We start from the raw sequence: 17,813 nt of genomic DNA on the forward strand, positions 1-17,813 counted from the left end.
AATTTCCTCCGATGGCCCGCACCTTCTGTATGTCTTGCGGCAGTGCCCTTGCGAGGGTGCTTAGCCGCGTAGATCCTTGCCCACGGACTCCGGCATCTTGTAGATGGTGAGCGCGCTGATCAGCAGCAGGACGATGGAGTAGATCGCAAAGACGGTGCCACCAGTGGAGAGCCCGAACCAGGCGTTGAACCCGGCCTGCAGGAAGGCAGCGGTGCCACCGAAGCCCGCCACCGCGATGGCGTAGGGGATGGCCACGCCGATGGTGCGGATCGCGGTGGGGAACAGCTCGGCGTAGACGGCCGGAACAATCGAGGCGGAGGCCGCGATGAAGATGAGCATCACCGACATTGCGACGAACAGCTGCCAGGCCTCACCGCGCACCAGGGAGGACATCGGGAACTGCAGGGCCGCGGCACCCAGTGCTGAGATCAGCAGGACCGGACGACGACCGATGCGGTCCGAAAGCTTGCCCCAGAACGGCAGGGCCGCCATGAACACCAAGTTAGCGGCCACGCCGGTCCACAGCGCGGTGGCCGGATCCATCTTCAGGTTGGCGATCGCGTAGGCGGGGGTCGAGACGGACCAGATGTAGTAGACCACGGTCAAACCGACGGTCAAACCGATGACCCGCACAGCTTGGCGCCAATTGGCTATGATCTGCGAGAATACCGAGGGGCCCTTGGCACCCGCAGCAGCCTTGGCCGACTTCTGTTCCTCAAACTGCTCGGTTTCCTTAAGTCGTGAACGCATGATCAAGGTGTACAAGCCCATCAACGCACCGACGGCGAAGGGGATGCGCCAGCCAAAGGCGCCCATCTGTTCCTTGGTCAAGGTGACGGTCAGGATCGCACCGAGCAGTGTTCCGGCTACGATGCCTGCGGTACCGGAGAAGTACATCAGCGTGGAGTAGAACCCACGCTTCTGGGCCGGGGCCACCTCGGCGAGGTAGGTCTGCGCGCTGGGCATCTCGCCGCCGTGAGCAAGACCCTGCAACAGACGGGCCACCAGCAGGATCAGCGAGGCACCGGCGCCGATGCTTGAGTAGGTCGGGGTAATCGCGATGATCAGCGAACCGACCGAGGCCAGACCCACGGCCATGGTCATGGCCGCCTTGCGGCCGACCTTGTCACCGATCAACCCGAAGAAGGCACCGCCGAAGGGGCGGGCGACGAAACCGACGGCGAAGATCGCCATAGTGGCTAGGAACGCAGAGGTCGGGTCGGCTTTGGAGAAGAGCTGGCCGGAGATAAAGGAGGCGAACGTGGCGTAAATGGCCCAGTCGAACCATTCCACCGCGTTGCCCGCGCCAATGCCCAACAGGGTCTTGACGGTGGACTGACCGGGAACCGAATGGCCATTGGATGTGATGGTGGGCTGGGGGGCCTGATGGCCACCGGAGGGAACCTGCTGGACCTTGATGCTCATGTCGTAAATCCTCGAGTGAGTGAGTGCGTGAGTGGAGAAGGGAGGGGTTAGCGTATTGCCAGGGAAGCGAGCTTGGTGGTGGCCAGCTGCGTGTAGAGCGCGGTACCGCGGCCCAACACCGAATCATCAAAACGTGCATATGGGGAGTGGTTGTAGGCGGCAGATGGACCGTCCACACCGGGTGTCAATGCCGAGAGGAAGATAAACGCACCGGGGACCTCTTGAAGTACTCGGGAGAAGTCCTCGGAACCTGCCAGTGGACTGGCCATGGTGGTGAAGGAATCCGTCCCAAAGAGTTCTCGTACCGCGTCTGCCGCAAATTGCGTTTCCGCTTCGGCGTTAATCGTGGTGGGGTACTCGGTGCGGTATCCCACCTCAACCTCCAGCCCGTGGGCCTGGGCGATGCCTTGTAGCAAGGCGGGGACCACAAGCTGGAGCTTGTCGTGGTTTGCGTGACTAAAGGAACGAATGGTCGCTTCGAAGTAGGCGGTGTCCGGAATAATGTTGCGCACCGTTCCGGCCCGCAACACCCCGACGGAGATGACCACCGGGTCAAAGATGTCGAACTGGCGGGTCACCATCACCTGCAGGGCCGTCACCATTTCCGCGGCGGCAGTCACCGGGTCCTTGGCCGCGAAGGGTGCCGAGCCGTGCCCGCCGGCACCGCGCACCGTCACGAACAATCCATCCGAAGCGCTCATCACCGCGCCGTCCTTGGAAGTAAATACTCCGGTGGATCCCATCGAGCTCATCACATGCAAGCCAAAGGCGGCATCGACCTTCTTTCCGCTGGCCTCCAGCACGCCCTCGCGCACCATATGGCTCGCACCGTCCCAGCCTTCCTCGCCGGGTTGGAACATCAACACCACATCCCCTGCGAGGGAGTCGCGGCGTTCGGCCAATAGGGTTGCGGCTCCGGCCAACATCGCTGTGTGCAGGTCGTGCCCACAGGCATGCATGGTGTCACCGGTCTGCGATGCGAACTCGACACCGGACTTTTCCTGCAGTGGCAGTCCATCCATGTCACCGCGCAGCAATACCGTGGGGCGCTCGCCGACCGGGGCCGTGGAGGATCCTCCGCGCAGTACTGCCGTCACCGAGGTGAGGTCGGTTCCCAGCGAAAGCTCGTAGCCGAGGGGCTCAAGCCACTGCAACACTCGTTCCTGGGTTCGTGGCAGCTGCAACCCGGTTTCGGGTTCGCGGTGCAGCGCATGGCGCAGGCGGGTGATCTCCGGAAGGAGTTCGACTGCATCCTGCACAATAGCGGTGGTAGCGGTGCTCATGCCCCGTGCCCTCCTTCTGATTTCCATCGCCCACCATTCGGTGAGCTATGTCACTATCGAGAGTGGGGCCGTGGCAGGATAATGGAGCTACATTCACGAAAAATTGCACAAGCTAGCTTTCAAACCACGTTTTATTGCAATGAAAGGAAAGGTGTGTCGATGGAACTACCGGTCGAAGACCTACAGTTGGTGCACGCATTGCAAATTGCTCCGCGGGCCGGCTGGTCCGAGTTGGGCACGATCCTCGGGCGGCACCCGGCAACACTTTCTGCCCGCTGGGCGCGTTTGCGCGAAGACCGCATGGCCTGGGTTCTGGGACATCTGAGTGGGCGCCCGGAGCAGCATTGCACCGCCTTCATCGACGTGGTGGCGGACCCGGCGCTCATCGAGGAGGTGCAGGCGGATCTCTGCGCGATCACCGAGGTGCTGACCGTGGATGACGCTACCAGCACGGCAGACTTCCGGCTCACCTGCCTGGCCGCCGACTGGCTGGACATGGCGCGTAAGGTCCTCCCTCGCATCCGCGGAACCCGCGGCGTCCAACGCACCAAGGTCTCGCTGTGCACCAAGCTGTATGCCACTGGCAACGCATGGCGACTGGACGTACTCTCTCCCGCGCAGCAGGCCCAGCTCCAACGGCTCACCCATCCGCCGCTGGCTCAGCCGACCATCATCCCCGATACCTTTTGGCCCATGCTCCGGGTCCTCATGCACGATGGCAGGGCAACCGCCGCGGAGATCGCTCAGGCCACCGGACAGCATCCCTCCACCACTGGTCGCTTCCTGAAGGTGGCGTTAGAAACCGGGATGGTGACCCTGCGCTGCGAACTGGCGAGTCACTACACCGGCTACCCGTTAACGGTGCAGTGGTTCGCCAAGGTCCCGGCCGGCACCGCCGACACCGTGGCCGCATTCCTGATGGAACAGCGAACACTTCGTCTCTGCGCCTCCACGACCGGCGCGGCAAACATGACCTTCATGATGCAGCTGCGTACCCCTGCCGACATTGCGGATGTGGAGGCCAGACTGGCCGTTCGCGTCCCGGGCGTGGAGATCATAGAGGCCTGCGTGGGCGTGCACGCTTTCAAGCGCATGGGCTGGATGCTGGATCCGGAGGGGCGTCCTACCGGAGAGGTCGTCACCTGATCCGCTCCTGTGGACTGCCGGTTAAAAACACCACCCCGTGATCCCTGCAAAAGGGATAACGGGGTGGTGTGTGGCCCAGCGCGAGCGGGACCGAATCAGAATTGACCCTCGATTAGTGGGCGTGGACCGGTGCGGTGGCAGGAGTCTCTGCCTTGGTGAGGAAGAGCGAAATGATGATCATTCCGAGAGAGCAGATCGCCGCGACCATGAAGCCCGCGGAGAATCCGTTAATCTGAGCCTGAATCGGATCAATTCCGGCTTCGGCTCCGGCGCCGATGCGCGATGCCAAGACACCAACCAGCAGCGCAGTGCCCGCGGCCCCGCCCAACTGCTGCAGCGTGGAAAGTACCGCCGAGCCATGTGAGTGCAGGGAATGCGGCAACGGGTTCAGTGCGGTGGTGAACGCCGGGGTGAAGATCAGCGAGAGCGCCAATGACATCGCCAGGTGCAAGGCAATAATTATGCCGATGGCCGTCTCGGCCCCGAGCAGGCGCGAGTAACCAAAGAGCACCAGGGTCAAAATAACGGCTCCCGGGATCACCAGCGGGCGCGGGCCCACCTTGTCAAAGAGTCGCCCAACAAACGGGGCCAACAGCCCCATCAACAATCCACCGGGCAAGAGCATCAGGCCGGTGGCCAGGGTGTCTAGCCCACGTACATTCTGCAGGTACATCGGCAACAGGATGATCACCCCGAACAGTGCCACCATCGCCAAAATCATCAGCGAGAGCGACAGCGTGAAGGGTCGGTAGCTGAAGGTACGCAGGTCAAGCAGCGCGTGGTCCTTCTTTTGCAGGCGAAGCTGCAACATCGTGAAGCACACCAGCGCCAGCACCGCAATCACGAGGATCGCCACCGTCTGGGTATTCAGTCCATTGGCCGAGAGCCTGCTGAGTCCAAAGACCAGACCGCCGAAGGCCGGAACGGAGAGGATTACCGAGGCGATCGACAGCGGCATCTTGGAGGCCTCGGCCACCTTATTCAGCCGCGGTGCGCCAATGAGCAGCGCCGCTAGGGCGATCGGAGCAATGATCAGGAACATGAAGCGCCAGTTCAGGAACTGCAGGATCAACCCGGAGATGGTCGGGCCGATGGCCGGAGCCACCGAAATGACGATCGACACATTGCCCATGATGACTCCGCGTCGCTCGGCCGGCACCAGATCAAGGACCGTGGTCATCAACAGCGGCATCATAATTGCCGTACCCGAAGCCTGAATCACGCGGGCGGCGAGCAGCAGTTCGAAGCCTGGAGCGGCAGCAGCCAACAGAGTTCCGGCGGTGAACAGGATCATCGCGAGCATAAAGACCCCGCGGGTGCTGAAGCGCTGGAGCAGGAATCCGGTGGCCGGGATGACAACGGCCATGGTGAGCATGAAGATCGTCGAGAGCCACTGAATAGCTTCTTCGCTGACCTTGAATTCATGCATGAGCACCGGCAGTGCCACATTCATGATGGTTTCGTTAAGGATCACCACAAACGCGGAAACGATCAGCACCGTGATGGTGGCAAGATCCTTGGGGTTGAGTTTGGTGCTGGTCTCGGTCACGGGTAGTGGCCTCTTCCATAAAAGGGGGGCTGGCGTTGATGAACATTCCATTCTAGCGCTGGGTGTCCACGGTTCATTCCCCAAAGTGAAAACATTCTGGGAATCTCACAACACGGCCCACGGCGAGGCCAGCCACGGGTTCGATGGGTCAAGATGGGAACATGAACGTTCGCACTCCGGATCCCTATCCCGGCTGGTTGTCCGATGAAGACCTCTACGAGGCCCGAGCCCGGTTGCCCATGCTCTACATCGAAGCGATCCCGGTACGCCTGGATCCGCTCGGCTACGTCATGGAGATCGGGCTATTGCTCACTGCCGATCCCGAGGGGCGAATGCTGCGCACCTTCGTCTCGGGCAGGGTGATGTACCGGGAAACCATTCGGGCCGCGCTGACTCGGCACATCGAAAAGGACCTTGGCCCGCTGGCCATGCCGCAATTGCCGCCGAGCCCCGCGCCCTTCACCGTGGCGGAGTACTTCCCGTCTCCCTCGGAAACGGGATTAACCGACGAACGACAGCATGCCGTGGCACTGGCCTACATCGTTCCGGTTCGCGGAGAATGCTCACCGCGTCAGGATGCACTCGAGCTCACCTGGCTCACGCCGGAAGAAGCGCTCAGCCCAAATATTCAAGAAGAATTCGCCGGCGGTCGCGAGAATCTTGTTCGACAGGCCCTCGCCCACGTCGGCTACAACCGCTAAACACCACCCACGCCAATAAAAAGGCCTAAGCCCTGTCGCAACAGCATGTTGATGCGACAGGGCTTAGGCCTTTGTGGTGTTGTCTTAGTTATCCTTCAACACGCTTGACCTTACCTACGAGTAACACGTAGGACAGGATGCCGGCCGCAGTAATTCGCCGGCCGATGTCTATGATTGTGCCGGAAGTATTCGCCGCTTGTACCAAGAGCCAAAGAGCGAACCCAGCAACACCACAATCACACCAACGACGGCGCCAATGATTGTCTCCAGCACCCTGTCGTAGAGCAGCTTGGTACTCAATCCGGTTCCGATGGAGACTCCCACCAGCGCCAACGGTGTCACGAAGATCTGGGCGATGAAGTAGTTTCTGGCGATGAACAGCTCGGCGCATACCTGCAGCATCCCGATGACGATCAAAAGCACCCAGATCGGTGGCTGGAACGCGATAATGGCCGCCATAACCACGATGCCGGTGAGTGTTCCCAAGATACGGTGCAGCCCACGGCGCACCCGCAGGCCCGTAGTGTGCCCCACCAGCGGGACAACTGCCGCCACCATGGCCCAATAGCTGTGCCCCGTGGAGAGTACTGGCGCGAGCAGCGTAGCAATGGTTCCGGCCAGCCCTGCAGCCAGCAGGTAGAAAAGCGATTCCCACCAGATCGCTGTACGCACCTTAGCGGAGAGCGCTGGGAGCTGCACACGTTCACCCCATCCCTGATTACCGGGCAACATGCTGCCGGAAAAACCAATGATGATGGCCAAGACCACGGCCGCCAATGCTGCCACCATGGATTCGAGCATCGGCGGTTGAGTGGGCATCGAGGCGATGGCAGCAAAAGCGAAGATATGGAAGAGCGAGCCACCGGGCCGAAGCTGGAGGTAGGAGGTGACAACGTTACAAACACCCGAAACGACCGTTGTCAAAATGACGATCGTCCAGGCTCCACGCACCAGGTCCTCATGGTCAACCAAGAATTCAGAGGAAAGCACAGCTACAAGGATGACCGCGAGAAACAATGCACCGGCCTTCGATTGAGCCACCAGCCGGTTCAGATATCCAGGAACTCGTCCATACACACCGGTGAAGGCACCAAAAATCACGAAGATCATCAGATCCAGCCGGCCAACGGCAAGAAGGCCAAAAAGCGGGACAAAAACACCGATTCCGGTGCGTAGAGCAATCCAGTGATCGTTGCGTGCTGGTCCAAGGGTCAACAGACTGCCGTAATTTTTGCCCATGTTTGCTTGGTAGCCGCTCTCTGTTGCGCTGTCTTGGATCCTGCCAGGTCTCATTCCAACGCTACGCCGAACACAGTGCTGATAGTCGATGATGTGAGCGAAGAAATACCCCGAGGTGAGCCAATGCACGCCCACATTTTGCCTTCTCACCGGGACCATGCGGCACACTAGGTAGGTGCCCAATGATTCTTTTGACGCCTCAGTGCCCCACTCGCGCCAGAGCGAGTTCACCTTTGAACTCGGAACTCGGCTGACACAACCCGATGGCTCGGTGTCAAAAGGCCGTACGGGTGTGATCACCACCCCGAACGGGACGATCAAAACCCCGGCTTTCATCGCTGTAGGCACCAAGGCCACGGTCAAGGCGGTTCTTCCGGAATCCGTTAAAGAATTCGGCGCACAGGCGGTGCTGGCTAACGCCTACCACCTCTACCTTCAGCCAGGTCCAGACATTCTTGATACGGCCGGCGGGCTGAGCAAGTTCATGAACTGGTCTGGACCGACATTCACCGACTCCGGTGGATTCCAGGTCATGAGCCTTGGCTCTGGTTTCAAGAAGGTTATCGACATGAAGTCGGTGGACCAGTCGGGGCCAGACGACGCTGTGGCCCCCGGCAAGGAACGTTTGGCCAACGTGGACGACGACGGCGTCTGGTTCAAGAGCCACATCGATGGCACGAAGCACCGCTTCAGCCCCGAGATCTCGATGAACGTGCAGCACAAAATCGGCGCCGACATCATGTTCGCCTTCGACGAGCTGACCACATTGCAGAACTCACGCGGTTACCAAGTCGAATCCCTTGAGCGCACCCGCCAGTGGGCCGAACGATGCGTAGCCGAGCACTTCAACCTGACCGATTCACGCGTTGGCAAGGACTACCAAGCACTTTTTGGTGTCATCCAGGGCGCCCAGTATGAAGATCTCCGCCGTCAGGCCTGCCAAGATCTAGGGGCCATGGCTTTTGACGGCTTCGGCATTGGTGGTGCCTTGGAGAAGGAAAATCTCGGTACCATCGTGGGCTGGTGCGCCGAAGAACTTCCGGAGAACAAGCCGCGCCACCTGCTGGGTATTTCCGAACCCGATGACCTCTTCACCGCGATCGAAAACGGTGCTGACACCTTCGACTGCGTCTCCCCCACGCGAGTGGCTCGCAACTCGGCGTTCTACACGCCGAACGGCCGCTTTAATCTTTCGGGCAAGCGCTACAAGACGGACTTCACTCCGCTCTCCGATGAGTGCGACTGCTACACCTGCCAGCACTACACCCGCGCCTACATCCACCACCTTTTTAAGGCCAAGGAACTAGTCAGCCATACGTTGATCTCGATCCACAACGAACGTTTTGTGGTCAAGATGGTTGATGATGCCCGTCTGGCTATCGAGGAGGGCACGTTCTACGAGCTCAAGGATTTGGTCATGTCGCGCTACTACGCGGGAGCACCGGACCCACAAGGACTGTAACTTACATCGCACTCAGCACCGATTATGTCTGAAAAGTGAAATAGTCCTAAATCTTTTGGTACAAAATTACGCGTTAGCCAAAGGGTTCGCCGATTAGCACGGCCGTCCCCCGACGTGGCATAAAATCGTCTATTTTCCCACGTCAGGATGAAAATTTACGCGAACTAAACTGCCTGTTCGATTTTTGATCCACCGCAACCAATCATGCAAGTGCACATGCGATTGTCTTGCAGTTAGTCATATGATCAATGCCGACTTAGATCACGATCACTAACCTCGTCCAAGTGATGCGGTTCATGTCCTGTTCAACATCCGATTGTCCTTTTACCACAATCGAAAGAGCCCCAACATGAACACGGATGCACAGCTTTCAAAGACGCTGAAGCCCCGACACCTCTCCATGATCGCCATCGCTGGTGTCATCGGTGCTGGCTTATTCGTCGGTTCCGGTGCAGCCATCGCACTTGCTGGCCCCGGCATCTTGCTGGCCTACATGGCAGCAGGACTTGTCGTCATCCTCGTCATGAGGATGCTCGGAGAAATGGCGGCAGCCAATCCCGAAACAGGATCATTTTCCGCCTACGCCGATAAGGCACTGGGCCGCTGGGCCGGATTCAGTATCGGTTGGCTCTATGCCTGGTTCTGGATCATCGTTTTAGGCATTGAAGCCACGGCCGGCGCAGCCATCATGCACCGCTGGGTACCCGGCATTGAACAATGGGTATGGGCTCTACTCCTGATGCTTGTCCTGACGGCAACCAATCTTGGTTCGGTCAAATCTTTTGGTGAATTCGAATTCTGGTTTGCCTCCATCAAGGTTGCCGCCATCGTGCTATTCCTGCTGTTCGGCATCGCCGCCATCTTGGGTCTGGTTCCCGGGGTACCTGCACCGGGGCTGAGCAACCTTGTAGAAAACGGCGGATTCCTCCCGAACGGACCCGGCGCCGTATTAGCTGGCATCCTCGTAGTGGTATTTTCCTTCTTTGGTGCAGAAATCGCCACGATCGCCGCTGGTGAATCAGCGAATCCCGTGGAAGCTGTCAAGAAGGCCGTCAAGTCCACCGTCTGGCGCATCTTGGTGTTCTACATCGGTTCCATCGCCATCGTCGTAACGCTCCTCCCTTGGAATTCGGCCAGCGTCGCCAAGAGTCCCTACGTCGCGGTCATCGAGCTCTTTGGGATCCCGGGCGCAGGCACCATCATGGACATCGTGGTGCTCACCTCGGTGCTTTCGTGCCTGAATTCCGGCCTTTACACGGCCAGCCGGATGCTCTTCTCCCTTTCCAGCCGAGGAGACGCTCCCAGGTCCTGGACCAAAACCTCCAAGTCTGGCGTACCAGTACCCGCGCTCCTGGCTTCGACCATCGTTGGATTCATTACCGTCGGACTGAATTACATCTCCCCCGATACGGTGTTCCTCTTCTTGGTCAATACCTCGGGTGCCATTGCGCTATTTGTTTGGTTGGTCATTGCCACCTCGCAGTTGATCTTGCGCCGCCGAATGGGCGCCGCAGCCAAGGATCTTCCCTTGAAAATGTGGCTCTTTCCGTACCTTACGTGGACAGCCATTGCCAGCATCGTCGCGCTGGTCATTGGCATGCTGATCCTTGAATCAACTCGTGAATCCTTGCTGCTTTCCACAGCATTGGCGGGAGTTGTTGTCGGTCTCGGTGTATGGCGGAACCGAAAGAATTTGGGCCCACAAGACCCCGAGCGCGGAGAGAACATCAACGCTGTTGATGCGACTGAGGATTCTGTTTCGGCACAGTAACAACCGAAGGGCGCTGCCGCAGCAGCGTCGGGTTCCGGACCCGATGAGGCTACACCCGCAAAAGAAACTCGCGTTGTAGCCACCCACCACATTCGCGGTTTTCCTTGAAAGGAAGGCCGCGAATTTGGTGTTAAACGCCCCCGCCCTGTGGCCCTATAATTCCTTCCGCATTCGTCGTGGACGCAACTTCGCCACCCCGACGAGAAGCACTACGCCCAGGCCCACGACCACAATGATCACCACGACCGGCAGAGCGATGGCTAAGACGCTCAGGCCCAGTGAGGCTCCGTCTTCGGCGGTGCTGACCACCGGCGCGGCGACTCCCGCGCTCCCCAAATTCAGCAATGGTCGAGCCCCAGACTTCAGCAGGTGGAAGATCAACGCGATCCCCGCACCAATCACTAACGGTACCCATTGCGAGGTTCCGAACGTGTCATCGGGGTTGTTTACTGCGATGGTCTGCGCGCCGACTCCGGAGGCGAAAACTAGCCCGCCCGAGGCTGGACGCACCACGGTCTGCAGTACGTCATTAAACGAGTCAACGACAGGTATCTTGTCCGCCACCACCTCAATCGCCAGGAGCACGGCCAGTATTCCCAGCGCCCAACCGTTGGACAGCCAGCCCCACCCCTCGGGTAAAGCCACCCATGAGGTAAAGCGGTTTAACAACCCCAATATGAGCAAAGGGATGTAGGCGTTTAATCCTGCTGCCGAGCTCAGCCCAGCTGCCGTGAGGAGTTCCATGAGCCCATCGTAGGGGCAGATTCGGCATCAGCCACAGATTTCACGATCGTTGCTTCGTGCTACAGCTGAGAACGGTGAGCGTGAGAGCGCACCGCCGTCGATGTTCCCGCCGCCCAAGCAACAACGGCAACCAGCACGGCTAACAGGACCAAGGTGGGCGGTACGGGAACTAAGACGAACGCTGCCAGCAGTCCGATGACCGAGAGCACCATGACGTCGTAGCCGTAGAGTAGATGCTGAATCATGGGCCCGGCGGCCTTTCCCACGGCGGACATGAGCAAAACAGAGCCCCAATCCAGTGCTGGTCGGAAAGCCATTCTCACGGCGCCCGCGGCCAAACCGATTCCCGTGAGTGCACCGAGACCGAGCATCAGAAAAAATCCCGTCCCTTCTAAGTGCACCGCCCAGCCCAGGAATGCCGCAAGGCAAATCCCCCAGGGGACCAGCAGCAGCGCTGCGACTAGCGCGTGGGTCTGGCGCACCGCCCCGCGATTCAGCGGAATGATGGAATCCAGCGCTGGTACATCCGCGGCTTGAGCAGCCGCCGCCGAGGCTGCCCGCGCCGCCAGAATCGCTCCAACGATCACCAATATTCCGAGCACCACCGCGCTCGCGCCCTGGACAGCAAAGACGCCAGCCAGCGGCACACTCCATCCCGCCAATAGACCGCTCCAAGTCTTCTTGGTGCGCAGGAGTACCAACAATTCGGCTCGGATCAAGGCCGAAAATGGGCCCCGGACCCATGACGCCGGAAGCATACGTGAGAAGGGATCTCCCCCGCGTTGCTTATTTCTTTCCAGTACGAGCATGACCCGCTTGCTGTCCCCGGCGCCCGCGGCGCCCGCGGCGCCGATGGCACTACCTAGTGCCTTATCGTCTAGCAGTGCCAGCGCGGCACCAGCATGCGCACTGGACGCCCCTCGAGAGATTAATTCCGCACTCGGAATACGTTGAAGCTGGCCCCTCAGTACGGCGAACCCGACAAGAGCCGCAACGATCAGAGCCACGGGGACCCACCACGCTCCTGCCTGAGCCACTACGGGCAACCGGGAAGGCAGCGAAAACCAGAACCATTCCATGGTGCCGCTTCCGCCCACACGCAAGAGCACGTCCACCAGATAAGCCACCAGCACCGCTGCGCTCATCCAATTCAGCACGGCAAGGAAGGTTGACCCCCGCCCGCGGGTCTGCGAGAACGCCGCCAGTAGTGAGAGCAGCACAAAAAGCATCCCTAGAGTCACGGCGCCGAGCAACACTCCCAGCGCTGAGCCGGGCGAAATGCCTGCCATCACGCTTCCATAGCCGATGGGCAACCAAAGGAAGGCACCAATGGCGAAGGTACTGACCAAACGCTGACGCAGCAATCGAGCCAAGAACCCGGTGCGCACCACGGGCAAACTCAACCACCAAAACCCTTGAGCCCGATCCACTGCGGCCGGGCCCAGCCGAGCAATCAGCGACAAACCACCCAATAAGCCGAGCATGACCAGCGTCGAGGCGGCGGATGAGCCAGGCACCACCCCAAGGCCATCACGGATTAATCCTCCGTCGGACGCGGATCGAAGTTGGTCAGCGAAGGCGAAGGCCAGACCCGCGGCGTAGGAAAAAATGATCGCTGCGCCCAGCATAGTGATATAAAAATCGCCCAAACGGTCCCAGAAGTCATCGCGGCGAGCTAACTTTTCCGCCACGCGGTTTCGCGCCCATGGGTCAAAGTCGACGGGCGCGTTATCCAGAGCCGCCAGCGCGTCAGCTGTGGGCAATTGATGCCGCCCCGTCTTGGACGCTTGCGGGAATGACCTGTCCATCCACGATGAGCAGCACGGAGTCAGCCACCATGGTGAGGAACTCGGGGTCATGCGTTATGACCAGCAGCGCAGTGCCGGCATCGGCCAGACGTCGTAGACGCAGCCCTAATGCGGCGCGCATGACCGGGTCCAGTCGCTGTTCGGGTTCGTCCAGGACCAGTAAAAGGGATGGGCGTAGCAGTGCCGCGGCCAACAGCAATCTGCGGCGCTGTCCGGAGGACAAGCGGTGAGGATATGAGGTTCGAGCCGCGGTGAGGTCAAAGAATTTCAATTCCGCCTCGACTGCGGCTTGTGCCTCCTCGATCTGGTGGCCGCCGGCAATCAACTGCAGATGTTCTTCCACGCTCAGTGAGGGGAAGAACGCATCTTCGTCGAATACCACCGAAACAGCTTTTCGGTAGATGAAACTTGAGTCGTCTGTGAACGATCCTAGGATGACAGATTCTCCGCTGACTGGTTCCTGATATCCCACCAGGGTGCGCAGCAGCGTGGATTTACCTGCGGCATTAAACCCGACAATACCCAGCGCTTGGCCGGCTTCGAGCACAAGGTCTAGCGGGCCGCACACGTCGTTGCCGCCATAGCCAGCGACTAGTCCGCTGGCCCGTAGCAGCTCGCGGTGAGTGGTCTCCATGCCCCGATGCTACCAATGCTCCGCACCAACAAGCCTCAGCATTTCGGATGAGAACTGTGGACACAACAAGGGGCCGCAAACCTCCCCTTGAGCATGTGCCATTGGTGAAAGGTAGGCTTGCAGCCCCTTGTTAGTGGTGCACGGCTAAACGGCGTTATCGGCCGCCGAGCCGGTAGCGACATAGCTAGGTTCACGTCGCTTAAACCAGCGGATGACCAGCGTCGTCACGGGGACAAAGAGGAACTCCACCGCGGTTTTGTAAACGAAACCGACCACCAGGTAGTTCAGGAACGTTTTCAGGTCGGTTATCCCGATGACGGAAGCAGCAATGGAGCAGAAGATCAAGGTGTCGGCGAATTCGCCCACCCCCGTGGAACCCATGAGGCGTCCCACCAGCCCGCGTTCTCCAAAGCGTTCTTTCATCTTTACCAAGACAAATGAATTCAGTGTTTGCCCCACCAAGAACCCCAGTAACGAAGCTAGGACTATCAACCAGACCGGTCCCAATGTGCGCTCGAGTGCGGCCTGGCCGTCATACCAATCGGCGGCGGGCAGTTCGATCATGATCCAGAAGCAGAGGGTGGAGAAGGCTGCCAGCACAAAGGTGGTGATGATGGCCCGGCGGGCTACCCTGAAGCCGTAAACCTCGGAGATGACATCGCCGAGGATGTAGGCCAGTGGGAAAAGGAAGAATCCGCCGTCGGTGACGATCGGACCAAAGGTCACCCCCTTCGCGGCGCCGATGTTGGACAGGATGACCACGACGGCCATCAGTGCCAGCACCGTGGAAAAATAGGGGCTTCCCGCGGACGCAAAAATGGCGCGCGAAGCCTGTGGACGTAGTTTGATGGAGGCGGATTTTTCGCCCATGGTTGTACCCAATCGAAGAAGTGGTTCGCCAAGTTGGTCTTTGAGAGCAACGATCTCCACGACGAGGTACGCCGATGGAAAATATGTGCGGTCAGGACCACTCGCTGTATTAGCACTTGAGGTTCAAGTATCCCATGTCGGGTGGGCGGCGCCGCTGTACCGGAATCAACAGCTCCACTGCTAATGTCCGCACACCCCATTACCCGCGTTGAGTCGACTCCCATCCGTCATGTCATCGCTCCCTCATGGCCGGGCCCCGAAAGCTGGGGACGTGCCGTCAACCGTTGAAAATCGTTCAGCCGTTTCCTATGCGTTCTGTGTCTACGCACATGAACTTTGCGGTTTCCCGAGGAAATCCGAAAACCTCTAAAGACCCGCAGGGGAACTCGGGCTTTGACCAAAACAGCGCATTTTTGAACACGTTCAAAAATGACTATAATGAGTGTCAGCGAAGATCCAGTAAGGGGAAAGTCATGGGACAGCAAACAGCAAAGGGCATTGAAACCCGTCAGCTGCTGCTGGACACTGCCATGAAGTTATTCGCTGCCCAAGGGTTTGCTGGCACCACGATGCGCAGTATCGCCCAAGAATCCGGCCTTTCTTTGGGCAACGCGTACTACTACTTCGATTCAAAGGATGAGATCGTCCACGAGTTATTTCGTGGATTGGTGCAGAAACACCGAAGTAGCGTTGGACCGTTGCTACGCCCGGGGAACAATTTGGAAGCCAACATTCGCTTGGCGCTGGGCAACGGCTTGAAAATTCTGGCGCCGTTCCACGAATTTGGCCCCGCTTTTATCCGCGCGGCTTTTGCCGAATCTCCCGCAGAACCCAACGAAGCGCAACGAAGCATGGAATTTGAGCTGTGGCGCCAAGTGGTGTCTGCCAGTAGTCCGTTGCCGCCGCTGGCCATTCGTCATGACCTTCCCGAACTTCTCTGGTTGATCCAACGTGGCATTTTCCTCTTTTGGGCCTACGACACTTCGGACGAGGCATCGCGTAGCCATCGACTCATCAAAAACATTTCGCCGGTCATCGCCCGTTTGGTCGTCCTTTCGCGCCTACCCGTGGTGCGCAGCATCCTCGATGACTTGCTCTCCTTGGTTCGTTCCATCTCCCGGTGATCAGCGTGGCGGGTGATCCTCGCAGTGTCCCAAGAACCACCCGCAGCAGGCGTAGAGTCGGTAGTGAAGTAGGAAATGGGGAGGAATAGTCAGCGGCAGCCCCACCGGTTGGTCTGCCACGTCGCGTCCTTCGTGTTCCTGCGATGACCTCTATGAGAAATAGGAGCATCCTGAATGTCGTTCGAGTCCACCACCCTCCCGCATTGGGTTCAGGCATTTGCCGTACTTAGAGACCGCACGGTACTGCGAGATGAAGACGGCCAACTCCACAGCGTTTCCGAAGACGGTAGTGACTATGAAATCACCAGCAGATGGCCCGCTGCTTCCGATCTCAACGGTCTGTTAGAAGAAACCACAGCAGACTCCCCCGATTCCCAGACACGTTTGACGTTCCTCGGTACCCCCGATGCAGAGGTTGGTCGGGATCTGGCCACACGCGGGTGGACACTCACCGACCGCCGAGTGTTGTTGGCTGCACTGTCCAGCGATGTGGAACAGGTGGCACAGTTGCCCGAAACGGCCACGCTCTTTGAAGCTCCCATGAACGACTATGACGTGGTTGAAATTGCCGATTTTGATGCAACCGCGGGTCGGGGTCGAGTCCATTTCGGCGACGGTTTTGCGCTATTGGCCGATCCCAGCATCACGGCCACCGCAAACGTTGAGCAATTCCGTGCGGCCATCTTGGCCAATCTCTCGGCCGCCGCTGCGGGCCAGGGCTTGGCGGTGTTGTTTATGGTGATCTGCGCCGACACCGCTCTGGGCACACGCGAACATCGGCCCGCGGGGTGGTCCAACGCCACTCAGTTGACCACGTTCACTCGGTCCTGAACGCTAACAGCGACTATCGATCTGGCCATCCGATGATCGTGGCTGCGCCGTAGCATGGAAAAGCGCGCCTAAAATGAATTCATGACCTCTGTCTCCACCGGGAACCGTCCCGCCATCACTTTGACCATCGCCGGATCTGAAGCAACCGGCGGCGCCGGCGCCCAGGCCGACCTGAAGACCTTCCAGGAACTGGGCACCTACGGCATTGTCGCGTTGACGTGCATCGTATCTTTCAACCCGAAGGACAACTGGAACCATCGCTTCGTTCCCGTCGAACCACAGGTCATTGCCGATCAGCTGGAAGCCATCCAGACCTGTTACGCCGCAGATCTAAAAACCGTAAAGCTCGGCATGATGGGCTCCCCGGCCACCATCAACACCGTCGCAACGGCTCTAAAGTCCCAGAAATGGGACAACGTTCTGCTCGACCCTGTGTTGATCTGCAAGGGCCAGGAGCCGGGCCACGCGCTGGACACCGACGAAGCGCTCAAAGCAAACCTGTTGCCACTTGCCACCTTTGTTACCCCCAACCACTTTGAGGCCGAGTCCCTCTCCGGGATGAAGATCAACAACGTTGAGGACCTGACCGAGGCCGCCAAGAAGATCCATGCCATCTCGGGGGCAACGGTACTGGCCAAGGGCGGAATCCGCCTTGCTGGCAGCGAAGCCGTGGACGTCTACTACGACGGTGAAACCCTCGAGATTCTCTCCGCACCCAAGGTCGGCGAGGTGGCAGTCTCTGGTGCTGGCTGCTCGTTAGCTGCTGCGATCACCGCAGAGCTGGCCAAGGGTGAGACACCCTTGCAGGCTGCTCGCAACGCAAAGGCCTTTGTTACCGAGGGCATCAAGAACCGCGTTTCCTCGGCGGCTCCCTTTGATGCATTGTGGCAGGGCGGTTCACGCTAATCCTGAATACCTTCGGCGATGAGTAAACGCTGGTCCCATGCATTGCATGGGACCAGCGTTTTCCGTTTCCCCAAGAAACGGCCGAGCCACACCGTATGTTTGTCCCTCAATTGCGGTCGACATCCTTGCCCAGGGCCACCCGCAACCCGGTGATACATTCCGGCGCTCATGCTGATCGGCTGAGGTTCCTCACAGAACCACCGACCTGAAAACACGCTAACAACCAGCGCCGACACTTCGTCCCCAGCTTTCCTCACCAACGACTCTCACACGCATGGGCACTTGGGTCGGCACGATGTCTTTTTTGTAAAAAATATCAA

The 17,813-nt window shown here is 59.2% G+C and carries 15 protein-coding genes; 7 read left to right on the plus strand and 8 right to left on the minus strand.

Translation table 11 applies throughout. From position 1 onward, the window contains the following. Window positions 1–60 precede the first annotated feature (60 nt). Window positions 61–1,425 (minus strand): MFS transporter, encoded by a 1,365-nt coding sequence (locus HED64_RS09700; RefSeq protein WP_168151812.1) that lies wholly within the window; start codon window positions 1,423–1,425, stop codon window positions 61–63. A 47-nt stretch (window positions 1,426–1,472) separates the two neighbouring features. After that, the gene (locus HED64_RS09705) at window positions 1,473–2,708 is read right to left on the minus strand and encodes a M20 metallopeptidase family protein (RefSeq protein ID WP_168151813.1); all 1,236 of its coding nucleotides are present in this window, start codon (window positions 2,706–2,708) and stop codon (window positions 1,473–1,475) included. Window positions 2,709–2,867: 159 nt separating this feature from the next. Between HED64_RS09705 and HED64_RS09710 the strand changes: the two genes are divergently transcribed. Beyond that, the gene (locus HED64_RS09710; RefSeq protein ID WP_168151814.1) at window positions 2,868–3,854 is read left to right on the plus strand and encodes an Lrp/AsnC family transcriptional regulator; all 987 of its coding nucleotides are present in this window, start codon (window positions 2,868–2,870) and stop codon (window positions 3,852–3,854) included. 112 nt (window positions 3,855–3,966) lie between these two features. On the opposite strand, the gene HED64_RS09715 is transcribed toward HED64_RS09710, so the two are convergent. Next, window positions 3,967–5,403, minus strand: coding sequence for a DHA2 family efflux MFS transporter permease subunit (locus HED64_RS09715; protein ID WP_342590695.1), 1,437 nt, complete (start codon window positions 5,401–5,403; stop codon window positions 3,967–3,969). 161 nt (window positions 5,404–5,564) lie between these two features. Here HED64_RS09715 and HED64_RS09720 point away from each other — a divergent pair, with 161 nt between their 5' ends. Beyond that, window positions 5,565–6,104: an NUDIX hydrolase family protein gene (locus tag HED64_RS09720; protein ID WP_132364504.1), complete on the plus strand. Its 540-nt coding sequence runs from the start codon at window positions 5,565–5,567 to the stop codon at window positions 6,102–6,104. A 168-nt stretch (window positions 6,105–6,272) separates the two neighbouring features. Here the strand turns inward: HED64_RS09720 and HED64_RS09725 are convergent, their stop codons facing one another. Beyond that, on the minus strand, window positions 6,273–7,343 hold the full coding sequence (locus tag HED64_RS09725; protein ID WP_168151816.1) for an FUSC family protein: 1,071 nt from the start codon (window positions 7,341–7,343) through the stop codon (window positions 6,273–6,275). A 175-nt stretch (window positions 7,344–7,518) separates the two neighbouring features. On the opposite strand from HED64_RS09725, the gene tgt reads away from it, so the two are divergent. Further along, window positions 7,519–8,805, plus strand: a complete 1,287-nt coding sequence (gene tgt, locus HED64_RS09730; protein ID WP_168151817.1) for a tRNA guanosine(34) transglycosylase Tgt — start codon at window positions 7,519–7,521, stop codon at window positions 8,803–8,805. 349 nt (window positions 8,806–9,154) lie between these two features. Then, window positions 9,155–10,576, plus strand: a complete 1,422-nt coding sequence (locus HED64_RS09735) for an amino acid permease (protein WP_210149546.1) — start codon at window positions 9,155–9,157, stop codon at window positions 10,574–10,576. A gap of 153 nt (window positions 10,577–10,729) precedes the next feature. Here the strand turns inward: HED64_RS09735 and HED64_RS09740 are convergent, their stop codons facing one another. From HED64_RS09740 to HED64_RS09755, 4 genes are all read right to left on the minus strand, one after another. Continuing rightward, window positions 10,730–11,320, minus strand: coding sequence for a DUF4126 domain-containing protein (locus HED64_RS09740; RefSeq protein WP_168151818.1), 591 nt, complete (start codon window positions 11,318–11,320; stop codon window positions 10,730–10,732). 59 nt (window positions 11,321–11,379) lie between these two features. After that, on the minus strand, window positions 11,380–13,083 hold the full coding sequence (locus HED64_RS09745) for a DUF6297 family protein (RefSeq protein WP_168151819.1): 1,704 nt from the start codon (window positions 13,081–13,083) through the stop codon (window positions 11,380–11,382). Then, the gene (locus HED64_RS09750) at window positions 13,070–13,762 is read right to left on the minus strand and encodes an ABC transporter ATP-binding protein (RefSeq protein ID WP_168151820.1); all 693 of its coding nucleotides are present in this window, start codon (window positions 13,760–13,762) and stop codon (window positions 13,070–13,072) included. The genes HED64_RS09745 and HED64_RS09750 overlap by 14 nt, the downstream gene beginning before the upstream one ends. Before the next feature lie 144 nt (window positions 13,763–13,906). Continuing rightward, window positions 13,907–14,632, minus strand: coding sequence for a queuosine precursor transporter (locus HED64_RS09755; protein ID WP_168151821.1), 726 nt, complete (start codon window positions 14,630–14,632; stop codon window positions 13,907–13,909). A gap of 473 nt (window positions 14,633–15,105) precedes the next feature. Between HED64_RS09755 and HED64_RS09760 the strand changes: the two genes are divergently transcribed. The 3 genes from HED64_RS09760 to thiD all read left to right on the plus strand — a co-directional run bounded on the left by HED64_RS09760 (window position 15,106) and on the right by thiD (window position 17,493). Continuing rightward, complete coding sequence (locus HED64_RS09760; protein ID WP_168151822.1) at window positions 15,106–15,756, plus strand: TetR/AcrR family transcriptional regulator; 651 nt, start codon at window positions 15,106–15,108, stop codon at window positions 15,754–15,756. A gap of 174 nt (window positions 15,757–15,930) precedes the next feature. Next, a complete protein-coding gene (locus tag HED64_RS09765) occupies window positions 15,931–16,587 on the plus strand; it encodes a hypothetical protein (RefSeq protein WP_168151823.1) in 657 nt (218 codons plus the stop codon). Window positions 16,588–16,668: 81 nt separating this feature from the next. Continuing rightward, a complete protein-coding gene (gene thiD, locus HED64_RS09770; protein ID WP_168151824.1) occupies window positions 16,669–17,493 on the plus strand; it encodes a bifunctional hydroxymethylpyrimidine kinase/phosphomethylpyrimidine kinase in 825 nt (274 codons plus the stop codon). Window positions 17,494–17,813: the final 320 nt, after the last annotated feature.

The sequence above is a fragment of the Paeniglutamicibacter terrestris genome (assembly GCF_012271785.1).
Taxonomy (GTDB): domain Bacteria; phylum Actinomycetota; class Actinomycetes; order Actinomycetales; family Micrococcaceae; genus Paeniglutamicibacter; species Paeniglutamicibacter terrestris.